The following is a 21,588-nucleotide window of genomic DNA, read 5'->3' as shown; positions in this document are numbered from 1 at the left end:
CAATGAGGTCCGCGACGTTTCGATGAACGTGGCAAACACCGGTCCAGCCGAAACTGAACTAGAGTACAGTTTCCCGGGCTTTGCAGCACAAAGTGTGTTGAGCCAGCCGGGTGTAGAGCCAAACAACACATCGAGCATCGTCAGTGGAACTCGCGGCTTTCAGAAAGGAGAGGCGGATCCGCTGGCTGGTGAAGGTCACCCTGTGCTTCTTGGCGCGGGCGGCCCCGATGAGTTCGGTTACACCTGGATCGACAGCAACGAAGAAGGAGGTCCGACATTCAGTTGGGTGGATATCTCCGAGGATGGAGAGGCCCTTCCGATTGGAGATGAAGAGATCGAAACGGTAGACTTACCGTTCGAATTTCCCTTCTACGGAGATACCTTCTCCGAAATCGATGTTGGCGATAACGGAGCAGTTACCTTCACCGGAGAATTGCCTGAGTTTATAACTAGCGAAATTCCGGGTGATGGTACTCCAAGCATCGCGCCGTTTTGGTTCGACTTGGACCCCAGCGAAGGAGGCGAAATCTATGCGTACGCTGATGAAGAGAATAATCGCTTCATTATCCAGTATGATGAAGTACCCCCGTGGACATTCGGAGAGACCGAGGATGCCTTCACCTTCCAGATCATTCTGACAGAGAATGGAGCTATTCGCTACCAGTATCTAGATATGGATGGCGTAACGGATCCAGCAAGCATTGGCATCCAGAACCTGGATGGAAGCGATGGCCTGCAGATTGCTTTCAATACAGAGTATGTCGAGAACGAACTGGCCATTGACATCGAAGCGGCTCCCGACTTCATCGTCGATGTGAATCCAGCTTCGGGCTCGCTCGCTGGAGGTGATAGCGACGACGTATCTATCACGCTTGATGCGGATGGTGTTGAGCCAGACATCTACGAAGATGAGTTGACGCTGACGACCAATGATCCGGATGCCGAGTCTACCCTGATTCCGTTCGATATTACGGTTGACGGAGGAGCAGCGGAGATTGCAGTTGATTCGGAGGCGCTCAGCTTCGACGATGTAGTGGCCGGGGAATCGGCCACGGAGACGCTGACGATTGAGAACACCGGCAGTACTCCCTTAGCGGGCAGTGTCAGCCTGGAAGATGAAGCGGAGGTGTTCTCGCTGACTGAGGGCGCAGGCGACTATGCGCTCGGTCCGGATGAGACGCAGGAGGTGGAGGTGACCTTTGCGCCGGAGGAAGATGCTTCCTTTGAGGGCACAGTTGCCATCAGCCACAATGCGGATAATGAGCCGGACCCGGTGGAAGTCAGTCTAACGGGCGATGGCCTCGCCCCATCGATTGCCGTGGATCCTGAAGCACTGAGCTTTGATGATGTCGTGGCGGGCGAATCGGCCACGGAGACGGTGACCATTGAAAACACGGGCAGTGCTCCGCTGGAAGGCAGCGTCAGCCTGGATGTCGATACGGATGCGTTCGAACTGTCTGAGGGCGAAGGCGATTATGCGCTCGGTCCGGATGAGACGCAGGACGTGGAAGTCACCTTTGCGCCAGATGAAGCCGCCTCCTTCGAGGGCACCGTATCCATCACCCACAACGCAGGCAATGAGCCGGACCCGGTGGATGTGCCGCTAACCGGTGAATCGGTTGCCTCCGCGATTGCAGTAAACCCAGAAGCAATCAACTTTGACAATGTAGCGGCCGGTGAATCGGTCACGGAGACGGTGACCATTGAAAACACGGGCAGTGCTCCGCTGGAAGGTAGCATCAGCCTGGATGCCGATACGGATGCGTTCGACTTGACCGAGGGTGAAGGTGATTATTCGCTTGCCCCCGATGAAACGCAGGAGGTGGACGTCACCTTTGAACCGGAGGAGGCCGCCTCCTTCGAGGGCACGCTGTCCATCAGCCACAATGCGGATAATGAGCCCGACCCGCTTAGCGTTGCGATCAGCGGCGAAGCGACGCCTGCCGAACCGGTGATCACGCAAGAACTGGATGATGTGGAACTGGTTGCCGGAGCAGCCGCTACGACGTGGGATCTCACGGAGTTTGTGGAGCCGCCAGCGACCAGTCCAGACCCGCTTACCTTCAGCGCATCCTCCACATTCCCTGCACTTGTGGACGTAGACGTGGAAAACAGCACCCTTAGCGCCACGCCCTTAGCGGTCGGTATAGCTTCCATTACGGTGACCGCCGAAACGGAAGAAGGCGGGGCCGCCACGCTTGACTTCGAGGCCGACGTGAACGCCCTCCGCGCAGCTCCAACCATTGCGTTTGATGATCCCCGCGCGACAGCCAGTTATCGTCTGACCGGGCTTCCGGGCCAGATCGATGAAGATGTGGCTGCCACGCTCTCCGGCGACCCCGACACCGGGTGGCGTGTCTTCCGCGATCCCGGCACCGAAGAGGATGACCTGGAGGCGTACGATGGGTCCGACGCGTTCCGATTTGCGCCGGGCCGGGGCTTCTGGATGCTGAGCCGCGAGGACTGGGCCGTAGACACGACCGTCGATCCGGTGGCGCTGGATGAAGATAGCACCACCACCGTGCCCTTGCAGGAGGGGTGGAACATCCTCTCCAATCCGCTGGACCGCTCTGTTGCATGGGACGCCACACTCGGGCTGGCAGCTAACGACGGCTTGACCGAATCGCTCTGGCAGTGGGATGGCGGATGGTCGGAGTCTGGCACCTTCACCAGTGCTCGCGAGGGCACCGCTTTCTACCTGTTCAACGACGCCGAACTGGACGCGCTGACGCTGGCGCATCCCGATGCAGAGGCGCCAAGTAGTGAGGCGCCCGTTGTTGCTGCGACGACCGAGGAAGCGGAGACGCTGCAGTTTACCGCTACCCTGGAAAGCGGCGAGGCAGGAAACGAAAACCAAGTAGAGGATATCGAGCTGGGTACGGTTACGCTGGGCTATGCACCTGAGACCCGCGCCACGCGCATGCCGCCAGCCCACTTCCTCCCGGCTCAGTTCTCCGTACGCAGCGAGGAGGCAGATGAGGAAGCGGCCTTTAGCCGCCTGCTCAAAGAACCCGCCTCCGGCATGAATGCTGACGAAGACGGACACGCCTTTGACCTGCGTCTCGAACCTGCAGCGGGTGAAATGGCCTCAACTGAGGCACACTCAGACGAGACTTCGCCCGAAGAACAGACGGCCAAGCTTGCGCTCAGCGAAGCGCTGACCTCCGAGCAGTTCCCCGGTGACGAAGCGCTCTTGATCGGCGCCGATGGCACGCGCTACGATCTGCGTGAGATGGACGCAGGCGAGACCGTGCCCGTGACGCTCGCGGACGAGCCCGCCGAGCTGCGCGTGTTGATCGGCAGTGAGGCCTTCATCGACGATGAACTGGAGGTACCAGACGAGATCACGTTTGGCCCGGCCTACCCGAACCCCTCGCGCGGTCCGGTAACGGTGGAGGTGGCGCTGCCCAGCGATGCGGAGGCGGAGATCGTGCTCTACGACATGCTCGGGCGCCGCGTGGCGACGGTGCACGAGGGCGAGCTGCAGCGCGGCTTAAACGAAGTGCAGTGGAGCGGCGACAATCTCGCCAGCGGCATGTACTTCCTACGCCTGCAGACCGAAGGGCAGACCTTCACCGAGAAGGTGGTGCGCGTGCGGTAAGGTAAGCGTGCGTTAAGGACGACTCTTTCCGGGCTTTTCTGGGACCGCCCGGCTGACATCGTTTGAGCGATCATTGCTTGTGCGACGGTTGGCTCGGGCGGCTCATCCCCAGCGTCCATTTGCAAGAGGGTCTGTAAAGAACGGCACATCGAATGCACAGTGCGACATCTACTCTGCTTTTGACTTATTTGATTACTTCATGACTATGAATACCAACACGCTACATAAAAATACCTCACTCTGTTCTGCACCGCACCGATCTCCTATCGGCCTGTGGATAGCAACCGCCGTGCTGGGCTTGCTGCTGATCGGCACGGTCACCGCCTGCGGCTCCACCGACGCCAACGACGAAAACGGCGACCCGCCCCCCGAAGAGCCCGCGCCCGAAGCGGTGTTTGCGGTGGATCCGGGTAGCATCGACTATGGCGATGTCGATACGGAAGAGACGGAGGAAGCGGTGATTACGATTACAAATGATGGGGATGCTACGCTGGAAGGCGACATCGACATAGAAGACGGCGCGGCGCACTTCAGTGCGTCAGAGACCGGGAGCTATGAGGTGACAGCCGGCTCAAGCCTGGAGGTGACGGTGACGTTTGCGCCGGAGGACGAAGAGGAGCTTGAAGGCATGCTCTCGATCACACACAACGCCGATAACACGTCCAGCCCCGCCGAGGTCTCGCTAAGCGGCACCGGCATCGTCGAGTTGGCGGATCCGCCGGATCGCCCGTAGCACACCCAGCGACCTAAATAGAACCCGCACACAAAAAGACCTGACAGGTCTCAGCGACCTGTCGGGTGGATGCGTTGCAGAAGTTGGCAGCGGTTGCGTTTCTTAGCTGGCGTACTTCACCGAGCATCCGTAAGGCGGAGCGGTCTGGGTGGGGACTGCTTCGCCTTGCAGCGCCGCATCGAGCGTCGATTCTACGTAGTTGGTGGCGTCTTCAATATCAGCGGGATTGGTAGAGGGGGTGTCGTCAATACCGCCTTTGTAGATCAGCTCGCCTTCCGGGTTGATAATGTACATGTGCGGTGTGGTCTGCGCGCCATACTGCTGACCCACGGTGCCCTCGGGGTCCATCAGGATCGCATCTTGCTGGCCGCCCTCCTGCTCGTTGCGTGCGTTCATCTCATCCGGCGGAAAGTAGCCTTGCGTGCCAGGAGCCGACGATACCACAGAAAGCCACACGACCCCCTGCTCACGATAGGTTTCCTGCAGCTCAGCCATCTTGCCGCTGTTGTAGAACTTGGCAACAAACGGGCAGTCAAAGTTCAACCACTCAAGGACCACGTATTGGCCTTCAAAGTCAGACAGGCTGTGGTCGGTGCCGTTTGTGTCGGTCAGTGTGAAGCTTGGAGCGGGCGCCCCCACCTCAGGGTCATTGACCGACATGGGGTGGAAAGCGAGTGCAACAACGGCAAAAGCAGAAAGCGCTACAGCGATACTGCGAAACGAGTGAAGCATGATGAACAAGGAGAATCTTTGAGGACTGGGTGAACAACACATCGTATCACGAAAAACACCATCGTAAGATCCTCTGACGTGTCGGGTTCCGCGCTATGGGGACAGGGGGAGGTGCATGCAATCTCGTCTGCATGAACAGTTATCGAGCCGCATCCGGAAGCAGCAGGCCCCTGTGTAGCGATGGAAGCAAAAAAACTGACAGGTCTTCGAGACCTATCAGGTTTAGTTGTGTGATCTTGCGTGTGATTGCGTGTGAGAGACAATTACTCCTCCTGCATGACCAGTGAAGGCGAGGCGGAGGACGATTCGGGCAGCTCGTCGAGCGCATCCAACACGATCTGAGGGGTGAGTACTTCAGGGAGTACCTTGGGCTCGCTGCCATCGCCGGGGTAGAGCACGTAGAGCGGCACGCCATTTCGGTTGAAGCGCTCAAGAGCCTCAGTGATCTCAGGGTCGCGGTTGGTCCAGTCGGCCCGGACGAGGTGTACGCCTTTCTCTTCGAACGCCTCTTGTACGGCACGGGTGTCGAGGGTCGTACGCTTGTTCACCTGGCACGTGAGGCACCAGGCGGCAGTGAAGTCGATAAAGACGGGTTCGCCTTCGCTCTGCAGGGCATCCACCTGCTCGGTGGAGAAGGACTGCCAGGTTGCATCCGGAGCGTTGCTGGAGGTGACAGGCGCCGATGCGTTTGCGCCCATGAGCGAGAGGCCAATGGCCCCGGCGGCTACGAGTCCGGCAGCAGTGCGTGAGATGGCCCAGGCACGGTCGCTTACCTGAAAGGCGGGCCAGCGACCAATGACCCAGCCGGCGATGCCAAGCAAGAGGAAGCCGCCGAGCAGCAATGCTACGCCGTCGATGCTGACCTGCTGCCCGAAGACCCAGACGAGCCACAGCGCAGTGGCGAACATCGGGAAGGCGAGCACCTGCTTGAACGTCTCCATCCACGGACCAGGACGCGGCAGGCGCTTCAGCATGCTGGGCGATGCAGAGAGCACCAGGTACGGAGCGGCCATGCCCAGGCCCAGCGCAGTGAAGATACCCATCGCCTCAGGAGCGGTGAGCGTGATGGCGAATCCAAGTGCGGCCCCCATGAACGGCGCTGTGCAGGGCGTGGCGACGATCGTGGCCAGCACTCCTGTTAGAAATGACTCGCTGTACCCGGACGCCTTCTGCTGCACGCCGCTGCCAACCGACGTGAGCTTGAGTCCCACTTCGAAGAGCCCGGCGAGGTTTAGCCCGATGCCTACAAAAAGTAGGGCCATGAGCGCAATAAAGCCGGGCGACTGCAGCTGAAAGCCCCACCCGATCGACTCGCCGGCTGCACGCAGTGCCAGAAGCAGTCCGGCCAACACCCAGAACGAAGCGACCACGCCGAGAGCAAAGAGTCCGCCGTGGCGACGCATGATGCGGGGCGTTTCGCCTGCTTTCTTGGCAAAGCCCAGAATCTTGAGTGAGATAACCGGAAAGACACACGGCATCAGGTTTAAGAGGAGCCCGCCCATAAAGGCAAAGCCCAGCGCCCAGAACAGCGTCATGTCGCCCGATGACGTGGCGTCTTGCAAGGCCGCAAGGTCGCCTTCGAACTCGCCCTCAACGGCTGCATCTACAGCGAGCGCGCGGTGGCGGCTGTCGTTGGTCCAGGCAAATCCTTCGGGGGCAACGACCACGCCACGCAGCGCCTCAGTCGATCCATCGGCATACTCCGACGCCTGCAGCGCCAGGTAGAGCGCATCGTCATCGCGCACGACAGGCTGTGGTGCTGTATTTGAGATAGAGCGCTTCTCCTCAGGAAAAAACAGCACGTCATCCTGAGGGAGACCGGCGCCTGTCAGCTCCAGCACGAAACTGCCATCGCTGTAATACGCGGTCGCTTCCACCTCGTCTACGCGCTGTGGGAGCTGTGCGCGCGTCTCGGCAAATGCATTGGCCCATGTGTCGCTGAGCGCGGGTGCCTCCGCATCCACCTGTAGCGTCGTGCTGATCTCGTCGTATGCAGGCAGGCAGACATCCTCGCAGATTAGCCAGTCGGCCCGCCCCGAAATCGTGACCTCGGTGCCGGGCTCCAGGTCGGCAGGCGGGGTGAGGTCGACCAAGAGCATGACCTCATCAGAATACCCGTAGGTCATGAGCGGCCCTTCCTGCTTGCGGTCGGGGTACGGCCACTGGATATCGCCCGCGGTAAACCCCTCGGGTAGATCCCAGCTGATCGACGTGGCGAGCCCCGAATCGCCTGAGTTTTTCCAGTAGCTGTGCCAGCCAGGATCCATCTCCAGGTGCAGGGCCACCGTAAACGGCTCGCCTGGTACAACGGTCTCCACCTCGCTCACGAGCGTACCCTCGCTGTAGGGACTCGTGTCGCTGTCCGTATTGCTGCTCTGGGCCAGCGCGTGGGGAGCGGCAGCAAAGAAGACCCCGGCCAGAAGAAGAGCGCTAAGCCCGGCCACGCGTAACAGGTGGGGAATACGTTTCATAGGAGCCGATCGCGTTAGAAACTAAAGATACAGATACACAACACGTTACGATGCTGAACATATTCGGTTCAAGGCCGGGTGTACGCTTCATGCCACGTACACGTCAAGACGTTTTGCTTACAATCCTGGCAACACAAAATACGCATCCGAAGCCACATGCGATTCCGTTTGTGCAAGACTGTATGCGCTTTGTGGAATGCACTGTATCCATCCCAAAAGGCGCAAGTAAGCTGAACGAGGCCAGCAATCAGCATCGGCTGTTGGCATTTCTTTATCGTGCATTGTACCATTCAACCGTTACATAAATTCTAACGCGGCACAGCTGTATACACGACATACACGCGTGTTAGTCGCCACCGCATTGCAGCCCCCATCCATTCCGATCGTCAGCCCCCGCTCAGCTTATGCGTCGCTTGCTTCTGCTTCCGCTTCTTTCTCTGCTGCTTCTGCCGGCTCTGGTGGATGCGCAAGACACCCCGTTCGAACGAATGGACGTGTTCGAACTGGAATGGGTCACCGATCCGCAAATCAGCCCGGATGGCGAGCGCGTTGTGTATGTACGGCGGGGCATGGACGTGATGAATGACCGTCGCACATCGGCGCTCTGGATCATGAATGCCGACGGCACCGAGCATGTGAAGCTGACCGATCGCGACGTGAGCGAGTCGAGTCCGCGCTGGTCGCCCGACGGCACGCGGCTTGCCTACATCGGAGGCACCGAGGACGACGGCGCCCAGATCTTCGTGCACACGTTTGCGCCACGCTCCAACGTGCAGCGCACTACGCTCGACAACCGTCCCGGCCATCTGGCGTGGAGCCCGAGCGGCAGCCATCTTGCGTTTTCGATGCACGTAGATGATGAGCCGCCGCAGATGGTCGAGCCGCCCGAAGCGCCTGAGGGTGCCGACTGGGCCGACCCGCCCCGCGTCGAAACGCGCCTAAACCACGAGCAGGATGGCAGCGGCATTCGTCCTTACGGACACCGGCACATCTTCACGATCACGGCAGATTCAGATAGCGACCCTGAGCAGCGTACCACCGGCGACTACGACCACGCGGGGCCCATTGCCTGGATGCCTGACGGAGAGGCGCTTGTGGTATCCGGCAACCGCCATGACGATGCGGAGCACGCGTTTCGCAACACGGAGCTGTACCGCGTCGATATGGAAGACGGAGCCATCGCGCCGCTTACCGACCGCTTTGGCCCGAACCATACGCCGCGCATATCGCCAGATGGGGCAACGATTGCCTACCTGGGCTACGAAGACCAGATACAGACCTACCAGCGCACGCGGCTCTACACGATGAGCCCAGATGGAAGCGGGATGCAGGAGGTTGAGACCGGACTGGAACGCTCCATTAACGATGTGGTCTGGGACGAGGAGGGAAACGGGTTGTACGTGCAGTACGATGACGAGGGCGTAAGCTACCTCGCGCACACCACGCTCGACGGCGCGGTGACGAATGTAGCAGACAGCCTCGGTGGCACGGCCCTCGGGCGTCCCTACCGCGGCAGCGCCGACTTCTCTGTTGCAGAGAATGGCGTCATCGCATTCAACGTGAGCAGTCCGGCACACCCCGCTGAGCTGTCCATAACCAGCCGTAGCAACGCGACCCCCTCCCGCCTCACCACGCTGAACGAGACGCTCATAGCAGACCGTGCACTCGGGCAGGTGGAGGCGATGCGCTACACCTCAACCAAAGACGGGCGCGACCTGCATGGCTGGGTGATGACGCCCCCCGATTATAACCCCGACCGGGCCTACCCACTGCTTGTTGAAATTCACGGCGGACCGATCAGTCACTACGGCCCCCACTTTGCCGCCGAGCTCCAGCTGTATGCGGCAGCGGGATATGTGGTGTTCTATCCGAATGCACGCGGCAGCACCAGCTATGGCGAGGAGTTCGGCAACCTTCTGAAGAATGACTTCTCCGGCGGGGAGTATCAGGACATCATCGACGGCGTGGACGTGCTGGTCGAAAACGGCACCGTCTCCGAAGACAGTCTTTACGTGACAGGAGGAAGCGCAGGCGGTACCTCTACTGCATGGATCGTAGGACAGACCGACCGCTTTCAGGCAGCGGCTGTGCAGAAGCCCGTGATCAACTGGATCAGCAAGACGCTGGCGGCCGATAACTACTACGCCTATGCCGACTACCGCTACCCGGGACAGCCGTGGGAGAACCCGATGGCGTACTGGGAGGTGTCGCCCATCTCGCTTGTTGGCAACGTTGAAACGCCTACGCTGCTGATTGTGGGGCAGGAGGATCTGCGGACGCCCACCTGGGAGGCCAAGCAGTTCTATCATGCGCTGCAGCTGCGCGAGGTCGACACCGCGTACGTTGAACTGCCCGGCTCCTACCATAACATGGCCGCGCGCCCCAGCCAGCTTATCGCCAAGGTCGACCACGTTCTGGCCTGGCTGGAGCGGTATCGGTAGACACCATCGGTCGACCCGGGCGAGTAAACACAGCGAGAGAGACCGGGGACGGTGACAGGACGGTGAATGCAGGCGGTCTCCGTCTATGGGTTCTGCAAGCCAGGAAGTAACCAGATGTTGTCCGCTGGCGGGGCCAGTCGCTTGCGTGTCAGCGCAGCTGCTGCTTATGCTGTAGCTGTTCTTTGCACCTGTGTACAACCCCCGGTATAGTCCGGTACCAACATGCATACACGACGCTCTTTTCTTCGCATCGCCGGCACCAGTGCGGCAGCGCTTCCGTTTCTGCCTACCCTGCTGCGCGGTCGCCCGGCGCCGGTTGCTGTGGACTTCGAGACGCTCCGTCGGGGCGCAGGCATCTTCACAGCGCGCGGAGGCACCATCGGGTGGCTTGTGCGCGACGGGGCGGTCGTTGTGGTCGATTCGCAGTTTCCGGACTCGGCGGAGCGCTGCTGGAATGGCATCGCCGAACGCACCGACCGCGGACTCGACCTGTTCATCAACACGCATCACCACGGCGACCACACGGCGGGCAATGGCGTGTTTGCCGCACAGACCGACCGGCTTGTTGCGCACGCCAACGTGCCCGACCTGCAGCGCGCCGCAGCCGACGCGGAAGAGGCCGATAGCCTTACGTATCCGAATGAGACGTACAACGAAGCATGGTCGGAGACGATCGGGGATGAGACGATCCGGCTGTATCACAATGGGGCCGCGCACACCGGGGGCGACACGGTGGTGCACTTCGAAGAGGCCAACGTAGCGCATATGGGCGACCTGGTGTTCAACCGGGTGTATCCGTTCATCGATATTGACGGGGGCGCTTCGACGGAGGGGTGGATCGACACGCTCGAAACGATGCATGCGCTCTTCGACGACGAGACGATCCTGATTCATGGTCATGGCGCGCCCGATGCAGGCATTACCGGGGGACGCGGCGACCTGCTGCAGATGCGGGACTTCCTGGCGGCGCTGCGCGGGTTTGTCGTTGAGGGCGTTCAGGCAGGCACTGCGGTGGATGAGCTGGCAGAGGTGAGCCATATTCCGGATTTTGAGGAATATGCCCGCGACGACTGGCCGCTTCCGCTGTCGCGCTGCATCCGGGCGGTCTACCGGGAAGAGACGGCGAATGGGGGATAATCGGGGAGGCGTTTCGGGGCCAGGGCAAAGGGGCACCGCGTGGGGGTATAGCATCTGCACAGGCACGCAGGCGAAGGGCGTGCGCCGATGGAAGCGGCGTTCTACCTGGGTACCCCCGTTGGGGACCCGGTGAGGAGGCTACCCATAACACAAGATGCTGCGCATCCCCCTGAATAGCCACAGAGCAGAGTACACGCGCTTATTCGTGGCGCCTATTCTTATTACGCACAGACGAACCGTACGCATGAGAACATACAGCACACGCATCTTTTGCATTGCAGCACTCGCACTCGGACTGGTCGCTACGAGTCCAGCCATGGCCTCGGAGATGTGGGGGCGGGTTGGCCACTATGTGACAGGAGAGATCGCCCGGCAGCATCTGTCGGATGACGTGCTCGCTACAGTCGAGGACGTGCTTGGGGAGGAGTCGCTGGTGGAGGCGACCACATGGATGGACCGCGTGCGCCCGACCGATGCGTTTCGGCACACCGCCGACTGGCACTGGGTGACGATTCCGCCCGACACGACCTACGACCAGGCGCACAAAAATCCAAATGGCGACATCATTGAAGCGCTGGAGCGGAAGATCGCGGCGCTGAAGGCGGGGGGACTCGATGCAGAGACCGAGCGTGAGCATCTGAAGATGGTGATTCACATGATCGGCGACATCCACCAGCCGCTGCATGTGGGCACGGGCGAAGACCGCGGCGGCAACGACGTGCGTGTCTGCTGGCTGGGCGACCAGTCGAACCTGCATCGCGTGTGGGACACGGGCATGCTGGTGTCGTGGAGCGACGATTACGAGACGTGGGCAAACGCCATCAACCTGGCAACCGACGAGCAGGTGGCGGCCTGGCAGCAGGCCACCGTGCGGCGCTGGGCCGAGGAGTCGGTCAGCTACCGCGATGCGGTCTACGACCTGCCCGAGAATCACGAGATCGGCTGGACGTATCGCAACGAGAACATGCACATCGTGGAGAAGCGGCTGCTGCAGGCGGGCGTGCGCATAGCGGGTGTGCTGACCGAGATCTACGGGGAGGGATGAGCAGTGAGGGATGAGCAGTGCATGATACGCCCGCCCTACGTCCACAGTCGAGGTACGTCCATGCGGACGTCAAAGAGGAGTACTTCGCTGTCGGCTGTGGCGGTAAGGGTGAGCGCGTCGGTGTGGGTAAGGCCTACGCCGTCGCCCGAGTGCAGGGTGAGGGTGTCGGGACCGGTTTCTATGGTGAGCTGGCCCTCAACCACCTGTAGCCATGCGCCGCGTCCGGCGTCAAGGGGATGCGTGGCGGTGTCGCCCGGAGCAAAGAGTCCGGCGTACACGAACGCATCGGTGTTAATCGGCATTGTGCCCTCGCGTCCATCAGGCGAGACGTAGCACCGGAACTGCCCCTGCCGCTCAGCGGGTGTGTACTTTTTTTGTCCGTAGTAGAAGTCGGTGCCGGGGCGGTCGGGCACGAACCACATCTGGTAATTATGCTCGACGGTGTCGTGCAGGTTTTCTTCGGAGTGCACCATGCCCTGGCTTCCGGCGCTGATGAGCTGCATCTCGCCTGCGCTCACCTCGGCGGTGTGGCCCTGATTGTCGCCGTGGGTGAGCGTACCCGAGGATACGTACGTCAGGATCTCGGCATCGCGGTGCGGATGCGCGCCAAAGCCTTCATGGGGCTGGATGTGGTTCTCGACCATGACGCGCAGCGGACCGAAGTGCACCCACTCGGGGTCGTGGTAGTTGGCGAAGGAGAACGTCATCCAATTATCGGTCCAGCCGAAGTCCTCAAACCCGCGCTCGTCGCTGCGGCGCAGTCGGATGGTGGGCGTATCAGGGGCGGGCGTGTCAGAGGCGGTGGTTGTGGACATAGCGGTACGGGATCCTGCGGATGGGTTATATAAATTCTTGTGTTGTAACACGTAAAAAGTGGAGCAGATTCCTTGCGCTGAGCCTGTTGCGCGTTGGTTACTTCACTCTCTGTGCCCATCGCCGACGCCCTTCCGTAACGGCACCAAGGGTGGCGCGAATCGGCAGCGGTCAAGTTGTAATTGGTTGGCCTAATCAGAATGCATAGCCGAAGCTAACGCCTCCAAACGGTCCAGCTCGAAGGCCATCATTGTAGCCAACGAATGGCGTGAATCCAATCCGAAATAGAAAGCCGCCCTCTGCAGGCCGGTAGCGAGTATAACTCAAGTGATAGTCGTTCTGATAAAAATCTCTTCGAAGACGAGTAGTTCTCCGTTCGCCACCTTACCAGTTATATCCTGCCTGCTCTTTACCCGCGGTACCGACGGCCCAACCCGCTTCTTCCAGAGCCGTTTTGATAGGGCCGAATTCGCATTCGAAGGATACGCGTGCTACATTGCAACCAACCTGTCATTCATGATCTGCCAGTCCGTATCCTATGCCGCCTCGTTTTGATTGGATCGCAGTGCTCAGCGGGCTCCTGCTCGGTCTGGTGTTCGTGGGATGCGGCAGTCCCTCGCCGACCACCAGCGAAGCCCCCGAATCCCTGAGCGACCGCGCCGTAACCGAGCGCTTTACGCCCACGCTCGACGGCCCGCTGCGCCTGCTGGCCGTGAGTCCACGTGGCACGCGCACCCGGCATCAGCCCCGTCAGGCCATCACCGCCACGTTTAGCCGTCCTATGGTGGCCCTGGGGGATACGGACGCGCCGCCCGACTCAGCGCTTACCGTCGAGCCTGTCATTGAAGGCGCCTTTCGATGGGAGGGCACACAGACGCTGGTGTTTACGCCCGAGCAGGACCTGCCGCCCGCTACGGAGTTCACGGTCACGGTGCACCCGGTCCTTGAATCCACCGAGGGGGAGACCCTGCAGGAGTCGTACACCTGGACGTTCGAGACGGTGCGTCCGCAACTCGTGTATACCACGCCGGCTGATGGGGAGCGCTTTGCCGCGCTCGACCAGCCGCTGCGTCTGCATTTCAACCTTCCGGTAGACGCTACCGCCGCGCAGCGCTTCTTTAACTCCGACCGCCTGCCCATTGGCCTGGCCGAGAATGGCGGCGATAGCACGCTGGTTCTGCCCCTCAGCACCGAACTGGCGCAAGGAGTAGAGTATGCGCTGACGGTAGAAGCCGGGCTGCCCACCACCGCCGGACCGCTGGATATGGCCGATGCCACACGCATCCAGTTCCGCACCTATCCGCCGCTTGCTCTGCAGGATCTGGACCAGTCGGGCTGGCGATACCCAGACGACCAGGGCCGCTTCGCGCCCGACGAGGGCCTCACGCTGCTCTTCAGCACGCCGGTGCGCTTCGGCGACCTGCGCGAGGCGCTTTCGATGGAGCCCGCCATTGAGTGGCCGCCCGGCATCGGGGCCCGCGACGGCTATACCTCCACCGAGCACACGATCTCCGTGCCGCTCCAGGCCGAAACCAACTACACGCTCCGCATCGAGAACCTCACCGACCGCTTCGGGCAGACGCTTCCAGCCACCGAGCGCGCGTTTAGGACGCGTGCCTACACGCCATCGCTACAGGTGCCCAGCGGTGCAATGGTTGTCGAATCCAACCAGGAACGGGCCCTGCCGGTGCGCTACGTGAATGTGATGGAGGCTCGTATTGGAGCCGAAGCCATCACGCGTGATGCGATTGTGCCGGCCTATTACACATATGACCGCTCGTATCGCGAGGAAGTTCAGGATCCCGTGCCGGTTCAGCGCACATGGACGCTCGACGAGTCGCGCACCGAACGCCGCACCTTGTCGCTACGCTTCGACTCCCTTCTGACGAGCGGCCAGGGCATTGTGGGGTGGCAGCTGAACTACGACCGCGCCTCAGACGGCTCCACCACCCACCGCGGACTGGCTCAGTACACCGATCTGGGCCTCACCGCCAAGTTTAGTCCGAACCAGAGCCTGCTACTCGTTACCACGCTCGACCAGGCGGAGCCCGTAGGTGGCGCGGCGGTCGAGATCCGAGACGCTGCGAACACGGTGCTGTGGACGGGCACCACCGCCGCCGATGGACGCGCTGATTTCCCGGGCTGGACGGAGCTGCTCCCCGACCATGACGGCGGCGTGCCCGATCTATTTGCGATTGTGGAGCACGAGGGCGACCTCGCCTTCACCAGCAGCGACTATGGCAGCGGGATTCGGGCGTACCGCTTTGGGATTCAGAGCAGCTGGCGGCCCGAGCCGGTCACGCGCACCGGCACCATCTTCACCGACCGCGGACTCTACAAGGCGGGCGATACCGTCCACATCAAAGGCATCCTGCGCAGCCGCACCGACCGCGACTGGCAGCCCATCGCCGATTCGCTGCGCCTGGTTGTGCACGATCCACGCGACGAGGTGGTGCTGGACACGCGGCTCAGCGCCTCTGACCTGGGCAGCTTCGACACCACGTGGCGCGCCCCCCGTGGCGCCGCACAAGGCGACTACGATGTGCAGGTGGGCCTGGTTGATGACACCACGCTCACCGCCGAGCGTCGCTGGAACCGCGAAGGCATCGCCAGCGGCACGTTTCAGATCGAGTCGTTCCGGCAGGCGGCCTTCACCGTTGAGGCCACCAGCGCCGCGGATGCATACATCGCAGGTGACTTCTTCGAGGGCACGCTCTCGGCGCGCTACCTCTTCGGGGCCGGACTGCCTGGCGCATCCGCCTTTCTGCGTGTGCGTCAGAGCAGCACGCGCCACCAGCCACCCGGATACGACGACTACCAGTTCGGTCCGATGAGCGGATACGACTACCGTACCCTGCTGGAGCAGGACACCACCCTAAGCGCCAACAGCGACACATCCGTGCGCGTGCCCACCGAGGGCAATGCCGACGGTCACCCGATGCGCCTCACGTGGACCGGGCGCGTCACCGATTCCGCCCAGCAAGAGATCACCGGGCGTGCCACCACGATGGTGCATCCGGGGCAGTTCTACATCGGTCTGCAGCCCTCCACCTCGTATCTCGACATGAGCGAAACCAACGAGCTTACCGTCGACCTCATCACCGTAGACCCGAACGGGCGGCCCGAGGGCGATCACGACGTCACCGTAGAGCTTGTGCGCAAGGAGTGGAACAGCGTGCGCGAAGTCGGCTCCGACGGACGCATGACCTGGCGCAGCGAAGAGACCGAAGTGCCCGTGGCCGATACCACCCTCACCTCGCAGTCCGACACCGCCCAGCGCGCCGCCTTCACCATCCCCCAGGGCGGCCTCTACGAAGTGCGCGCCACCGCCACCGACATTCGCGGCAACGCCCTAAAAACCGAAGCCACCGTCTACGCCAGCGGATCGGGCTACGTAGCCTGGCAGCGCGAAGACGACGACCAGGTCGAGCTGGTAGCCGACCAGGACAGCTACCGTCCGGGCGATACGGCGCGCATCATGGTGCCGTCGCCGTTCGAAGAGGCAACCGCCCTCATCACCGTTGAGCGCGACGGCATCTTGCAGAGCCGCGTCGAAACGCTCACCGGCAGCGCCCCGCAGATCGAGATCGACATCGAAGACGACTACCTGCCCAACGTGTACGCGAGCGTCATTCTGCTCAACGAGCGCACCGCCCCTCCACAAGCCACTGCTGATCCGGGCGCGCCCGCGTTTCGGGTGGGATACGTCGAGCTTCCGGTAGATGCGAGCGGACGTCGCATCTCCGTAGACATCGAACCCAACACCGACACCTACCGCCCCGGCGAAACCGTCACGGTGGATGTGCAGCTTCGCGACGACACCGGACAGGGCGTGCCGGGCGAGATCACCTTCAGCGCCGCCGACGCGGGCGTGCTCAACCTCATCGGCTACACGCTCCCCGACCCATTCGGCACGTTCTATGGCACGCGCCCGCTCAGCGTAACCACCACCGAAACGCGCTCCGCGATTGTGAAGCAACGTTCAGGCGATGACAACGTCGTCAAGTCAGCGATGCCGATTGGCGGAGGCGGGGGCGAGGAGTCCATGCGCACCGATTTTTCGCCGCTTGCACACTGGGATGCTGCCGTAGAAACTGACAGCCGAGGCCGTGCACAGCTCTCGTTTGAGCTGCCCGAGCAGCTCACCACCATGCGTCTGATGGCGACGGCCCACACGCCCACGCATCAGTTTGGCAACGGGCAGACGGATATCACCGTCACCAAGCCGCTGGTGCTGCAATCGGGGCTACCGCGCTTTATCCACGAGGGCGACACCTTCGCGGCGCGCGTGCTCCTCACGAACCGCACCGACACCGAAGGCACCGCCGAGGTGCAGATCGAAGCCAACAGCCTCACGCTTCCCAACGCCACCACACAGACCGTGACGCTGGCACCGGGCGCCACGCGCGCCGTTACGTTCCGCGCCGAAGCGCCAGCCGCCGACACCGCCCGCGTGGCCTTCCGCGCCCAGATGAACGGTGAAACCGATGCCCTGCGCATCCCCCTGCCCATAACGCGCAGCACCACCACCGACGTGCAGGCGACCTTCGCCTCGACCGGGAGCACCGCCACCGAAGCGCTGCGCCTGCCGTCCGACCGCGTGCCCGGAGAGGGCCAGCTCGACGTGCGGCTGGCCTCCACCGCGCTCACCGGACTCGACGGTGCGCTGGAGCACCTGTTCACGTATCCGTATGGATGCATCGAACAGCAGACCTCGCGCATCCGTCCGCTCCTGTTGGCGCCCGGTCTGGTGGATGCGTTTGGCCTGGCGCTGCCGTTCGACAGTCGCGATGCAGCTATTGCCGACTGGCGCGAGGAACTGAGCCGCTTCTGGACCGGCGAGGGCTTTGCGATGTGGCCCGGCAGTTCGACCGCGCAGCCGTATCTTACCGGATACGTGGCCCTGGCGCTGGCCGAGGCCGATGACGCGGGAGTCGACATGCCGCAGCCCCTCACCGACAACGCCCTCGACGCGCTCGAAGAATGGGTGCGCAACCCGAGCGATCGTCCCGACTACTACAGCGATGCCGTCTGGGCCGACACCCGTGCGCTGATGCTCTACGCCCTGGCCCGGCACGGGCGCGTGGTGACGGCGGAGCTCTCTGTGCTCGCCGACAATCCGCCGACCTCGCCCGACGGACTGAGCTACCTGCTGCGCGCCCTGCACACCACCAACGACGTCGCCCTCGCATCCCGCCGCGACGCCATTGCCGACCGGCTGCGCGATCAGATTCGGGTCGAATCGACCCAGGCGTATCTTGCCGCACCCGAGGACAACAGCTTCGGCTGGATCTTCGCCAGCGATGCCCGCGCCACCGCGTTTGGCCTCTCGGCCCTGCTGGCGCACGACGCGTCGAGCGACGTCCAGCCGCTGGCGCAGCGCATGGTGCAGTACCTGATCGACGAACGACAGCAGGGGCACTGGACCTCCACGCAGGACAACGCGGCAGTGGTAGAAGCTTTCGACCGCTACGTAAAGGCGTACGAAGCCGACACGCCCGACTTTGCGGCAACGGTCGAGTTGGCCGGACGTGAGATTCTGTCCGCGGCCTTCCGCACCCGCACGCTCGATACACAGCGCACCACAGTACCCGAATCCGATCTGCCCGACGGCGAGACGCCGATTCGCATCCAAAAAGACGACGGCCCCGGACGTCTCTACTACACCACGCGCCTGGAGACAGCCACCACCGCTCCCGTGGAGGCACGTGAGCAGGGCCTACGCGTAGAGCGCACGCTCGAACTGCTGGATACGAGCGGTGAGGTCGCCCGTACGCTCGACCCCGGTGCCGACGGCGCTCGCCAGGTTGCGGAAGGCAGTCTTGTGCGCGTCACGCTGCGCCTGAACAGTCCGACCGATCGCAACTACGTAGTAGTTGACGACCCGCTGCCTGCTGGACTGGAAACGCTGAACAGCGCGTTCGAAACGACCGATACCGGGCTGCTCCGCGATGCTGGCGCAGGGCAGAACCGCTGGTGGGGCTCGTTTAACCACACCGAGCAGCAGGACGCGCGGGTGCTTCTCTTTGCCGACTACCTGCAGCGCGGCACGCACACCTACCGCTACGTGGCGCGCGCCACCACGAGCGGCACGTTTGTGCACCCGGCCGTGGAGGCCGAACTCATGTACCGCCCCGAAACCCGCGGACGTACGGCTACGGAACGGCTGGTGGTGGGGGAGTGAGCCCCTGGGTAGCGCCAGCGCCGCATAATTCGACTATGCTCGCCCCGCATTCACACGTTTATGTCTATGCGCGCCATCATACTTGCTGCTGGGTTTGGCACCCGTCTGCGTCCGCTCACAGACGAGACCCCGAAGCCGCTTCTGGAGGTTGCGGGGCGGCCGATCGTGGACTACCTTATCGATCAGGTTATCAGCTGGCCGGAGGTGGCCTCCATCCATGTGGCGATCAACGACCGGCATCCCGCAACCTTTGCGGCGTGGCAATCCGAGTGGAAGACGGAGATGGAGGAGCACGGTGTCGATCTGCAGCTGCACAACAACGGGGTGCGTAGCAGCGGCGAGCGGATCGGGGCGGTGGGCGATCTGCATGCGGTGCTGGAGCGCATTGGCACCGAACAGCCGACCCTGGTGGCAGCCGGAGACAGCCTGTTTCGCGTCGCACTCCGGCCGATGGCTGAGCGCTTTATGAACGCCGAACGGAGTCAGGCGCTGGCCCTCTTCTCACAGGATGCAGACGAGCTGGCGCATACAAGTGTCTTCGACCTCGACGATGCTGGGCGTGTTCAGGGCCTTGTGCATGCTCCCGACGACCCGCCCTCCGTATGGACCAGCCCGGCCTGCTACCTGCTCACGTCGCAAGCACTCGGCTACGTGGCGTCCTATCTCGAACAGGGCGGCGACGCTGACACGCTTGGACGCTTCATCGACGCGCTTGCGCAGCGGCATCCTGTAGAGGCGTTCACGATGCCCCGACAGACCGGGCTGCGGTTTCACATCAATACGCCCGCACAGTACCTCGCAGCCAGCAAAACGCTGGCTCAGAACGATGTAATGGGTGCCCTCGATGATTCTTCGGGGGAGGAGGGGTGAAGAACATTCCAGCGGAAGGTAATCACTCAAAAAGGTCTTCCGTCGTCGCGGCGTGCTTGAACCGACGCAAGTCTGTATAGCGAAGCGACTGGATGGTGCGTCCCTCGAATGGAATCGGGTCCTCGAGTCGATGCAGTGAGCCCGGCTTGAATAGAACGACTTGTTTTTCGGGGTCAAAGCGTGCGATCTCGGTGTAGGATCCTACCGGGCGAGCCAAATCAGCTTCACGTGCGGGAACGATGCGATCGACTTTGGCCACAAACTGAACTTCCTGTGCAGGTGCGGCCACGTACATGCCGACATATGTTGGACTCCGCCCAATGCGCACAAATCCCCAGGCGTTGTTTTCCAGAAGAAATTCGATCCCCGACTCGCGTGTCGGGAAAATAGCAACTTCTGCATCGCCGTCGCCTTCTATCTCGGACCGCCGAATAGTGTTTGCAAAAGTATGTTTGGGTTCTTGGATCTGGGAGGAGCGGGCAGGGGGTGATGCAACAGGGGCAGCTGCATCCCCATTCTCCAGCGAAGCCACTACGCGGTCGATCAGCTCTTTCGCCTCGGTCTCCACGGTAGCGGCGATGGCGTCGCCGATCCGGCTGGTCAGCAGCTGCGTGATGTCGGAGGCGATGTCGTCTTTATTGGAGCGGAGCGTCGCAATCGCCTGGCGCTGCTCGTGGATGCGTCGGGCGATCTGCTCAGACTCGCCAGCCTGCACCGAGGACTTCGAGAGGGCGCGCACCAGGTGGGTCTGCTGAGTTAGATGTCCGACTGGGATCGCGCCGAGCTGCGTGCCTGAAGGCGTGCCATCATACCGGTACATCTCATATTCTGCTCCGTTGGTCAGCAGTCCCCACTCAACACCCTCTTCGTTATGCATGTAGCTGGTAAGCTGCTCGCGATGGTCATCCGAGAGAGCGGTGTCGAGTCCTTTAGCCTCTTCCTTTAGCCTCTACAAACACCGTGGGCGTCCCGTCGAGGAAGAGGGCATAGTCTACCTTCGTGCGACGCGAGGCGATGCGCACCGGGTACTCCAGCGTGATCTCCGCCGGGTGGAACGTCCACCCGAGCACCTCGATGAAGCGCCGGATGAGCATCTCCTTGGTGTTGGTCTCGCCCATCTGTGGGGCCTGCTCAATGATGTCGTGTGCGTGCTCGACATACGTCTTGAGGCGATCGATCATGGAGGATAGCAAGAGATAGGGCGTAGAGACAAAGAGACGGAGGCGTGCTGGCTGAAGCGTGCAAGGCAGGTACCAATGTACCGCCCTGGCAGACGACAGTCAACCTGGTGAGTCCGTTATTGCAGATAAGGTATGTGCAGTTCATGAGATAGCACATGCACTATCGGCGTGAGCTTTTCGAACGACCGACGGCCTAAAAAGCCCGCTACGAAAATCCGTTATTGCAATGATGTTTTCGTTGTGTAAGATATGAGACCGGTAGTGGGTAGACGCTAAATGATAAGGATATCGTGGAATGTAGGTTTGTCTTGTTCGAACCCCCTCTCCCTACGGGTTTCTCCCCCTTAGCCAAGGGGGAGATGTCGAAGACAGAGGGGGTT

Annotated in this window: 13 protein-coding genes; 7 read left to right on the top strand and 6 right to left on the bottom strand. The window is 61.8% G+C overall.

Annotated features, from left to right (window positions below):
• Positions 1–97: 97 nt before the first annotated feature.
• On the top strand, positions 98–3,601 hold the full coding sequence (locus PPP56_RS12425; protein WP_353564371.1) for a choice-of-anchor D domain-containing protein: 3,504 nt from the start codon (positions 98–100) through the stop codon (positions 3,599–3,601).
• A gap of 205 nt (positions 3,602–3,806) precedes the next feature.
• On the top strand, positions 3,807–4,334 hold the full coding sequence (locus PPP56_RS12420) for a choice-of-anchor D domain-containing protein (RefSeq protein ID WP_353564370.1): 528 nt from the start codon (positions 3,807–3,809) through the stop codon (positions 4,332–4,334).
• Between the two features lie 102 nt (positions 4,335–4,436).
• Here PPP56_RS12420 and PPP56_RS12415 read toward each other — a convergent pair whose 3' ends face one another.
• Both PPP56_RS12415 and PPP56_RS12410 read right to left on the bottom strand, forming a co-directional pair.
• Positions 4,437–5,066 (bottom strand): thioredoxin family protein, encoded by a 630-nt coding sequence (locus PPP56_RS12415; RefSeq protein ID WP_353564369.1) that lies wholly within the window; start codon positions 5,064–5,066, stop codon positions 4,437–4,439.
• A gap of 263 nt (positions 5,067–5,329) precedes the next feature.
• Complete coding sequence (locus PPP56_RS12410) at positions 5,330–7,537, bottom strand: protein-disulfide reductase DsbD family protein (RefSeq protein WP_353564368.1); 2,208 nt, start codon at positions 7,535–7,537, stop codon at positions 5,330–5,332.
• Positions 7,538–7,941: 404 nt separating this feature from the next.
• Here PPP56_RS12410 and PPP56_RS12405 point away from each other — a divergent pair, with 404 nt between their 5' ends.
• From PPP56_RS12405 to PPP56_RS12395, 3 genes are all read left to right on the top strand, one after another.
• Complete coding sequence (locus PPP56_RS12405; RefSeq protein ID WP_353564367.1) at positions 7,942–9,978, top strand: prolyl oligopeptidase family serine peptidase; 2,037 nt, start codon at positions 7,942–7,944, stop codon at positions 9,976–9,978.
• Between the two features lie 222 nt (positions 9,979–10,200).
• Positions 10,201–11,115, top strand: coding sequence for an MBL fold metallo-hydrolase (locus PPP56_RS12400; RefSeq protein WP_353564366.1), 915 nt, complete (start codon positions 10,201–10,203; stop codon positions 11,113–11,115).
• Positions 11,116–11,359: 244 nt separating this feature from the next.
• Positions 11,360–12,160, top strand: a complete 801-nt coding sequence (locus tag PPP56_RS12395) for a S1/P1 nuclease (RefSeq protein WP_353564365.1) — start codon at positions 11,360–11,362, stop codon at positions 12,158–12,160.
• A gap of 35 nt (positions 12,161–12,195) precedes the next feature.
• Here the strand turns inward: PPP56_RS12395 and PPP56_RS12390 are convergent, their stop codons facing one another.
• On the bottom strand, positions 12,196–12,975 hold the full coding sequence (locus tag PPP56_RS12390; RefSeq protein WP_353564364.1) for a pirin family protein: 780 nt from the start codon (positions 12,973–12,975) through the stop codon (positions 12,196–12,198).
• A gap of 193 nt (positions 12,976–13,168) precedes the next feature.
• Positions 13,169–13,300, bottom strand: coding sequence for a hypothetical protein (locus PPP56_RS12385; RefSeq protein ID WP_353564363.1), 132 nt, complete (start codon positions 13,298–13,300; stop codon positions 13,169–13,171).
• A 211-nt stretch (positions 13,301–13,511) separates the two neighbouring features.
• Here PPP56_RS12385 and PPP56_RS12380 point away from each other — a divergent pair, with 211 nt between their 5' ends.
• Positions 13,512–19,157, top strand: coding sequence for an alpha-2-macroglobulin family protein (locus PPP56_RS12380; protein WP_353564362.1), 5,646 nt, complete (start codon positions 13,512–13,514; stop codon positions 19,155–19,157).
• Between the two features lie 66 nt (positions 19,158–19,223).
• The gene (locus tag PPP56_RS12375; RefSeq protein ID WP_353564361.1) at positions 19,224–20,027 is read left to right on the top strand and encodes a nucleotidyltransferase family protein; all 804 of its coding nucleotides are present in this window, start codon (positions 19,224–19,226) and stop codon (positions 20,025–20,027) included.
• A gap of 22 nt (positions 20,028–20,049) precedes the next feature.
• Here the strand turns inward: PPP56_RS12375 and PPP56_RS12370 are convergent, their stop codons facing one another.
• Both PPP56_RS12370 and PPP56_RS12365 read right to left on the bottom strand, forming a co-directional pair.
• Positions 20,050–20,904: a DUF8743 domain-containing protein gene (locus PPP56_RS12370; protein ID WP_353564360.1), complete on the bottom strand. Its 855-nt coding sequence runs from the start codon at positions 20,902–20,904 to the stop codon at positions 20,050–20,052.
• Positions 20,905–20,956: 52 nt separating this feature from the next.
• Positions 20,957–21,208, bottom strand: a complete 252-nt coding sequence (locus PPP56_RS12365; RefSeq protein WP_353564359.1) for a hypothetical protein — start codon at positions 21,206–21,208, stop codon at positions 20,957–20,959.
• Between the last annotated feature and the right edge of the window lie 380 nt (positions 21,209–21,588).

Source organism: Longimonas sp. (assembly GCF_040409695.1).
GTDB lineage: Bacteria > Bacteroidota > Rhodothermia > Rhodothermales > Salinibacteraceae > Longimonas.
Note: the sequence above shows the minus strand (reverse complement) of the source record. Positions and strands in the feature narration are given on the sequence as shown.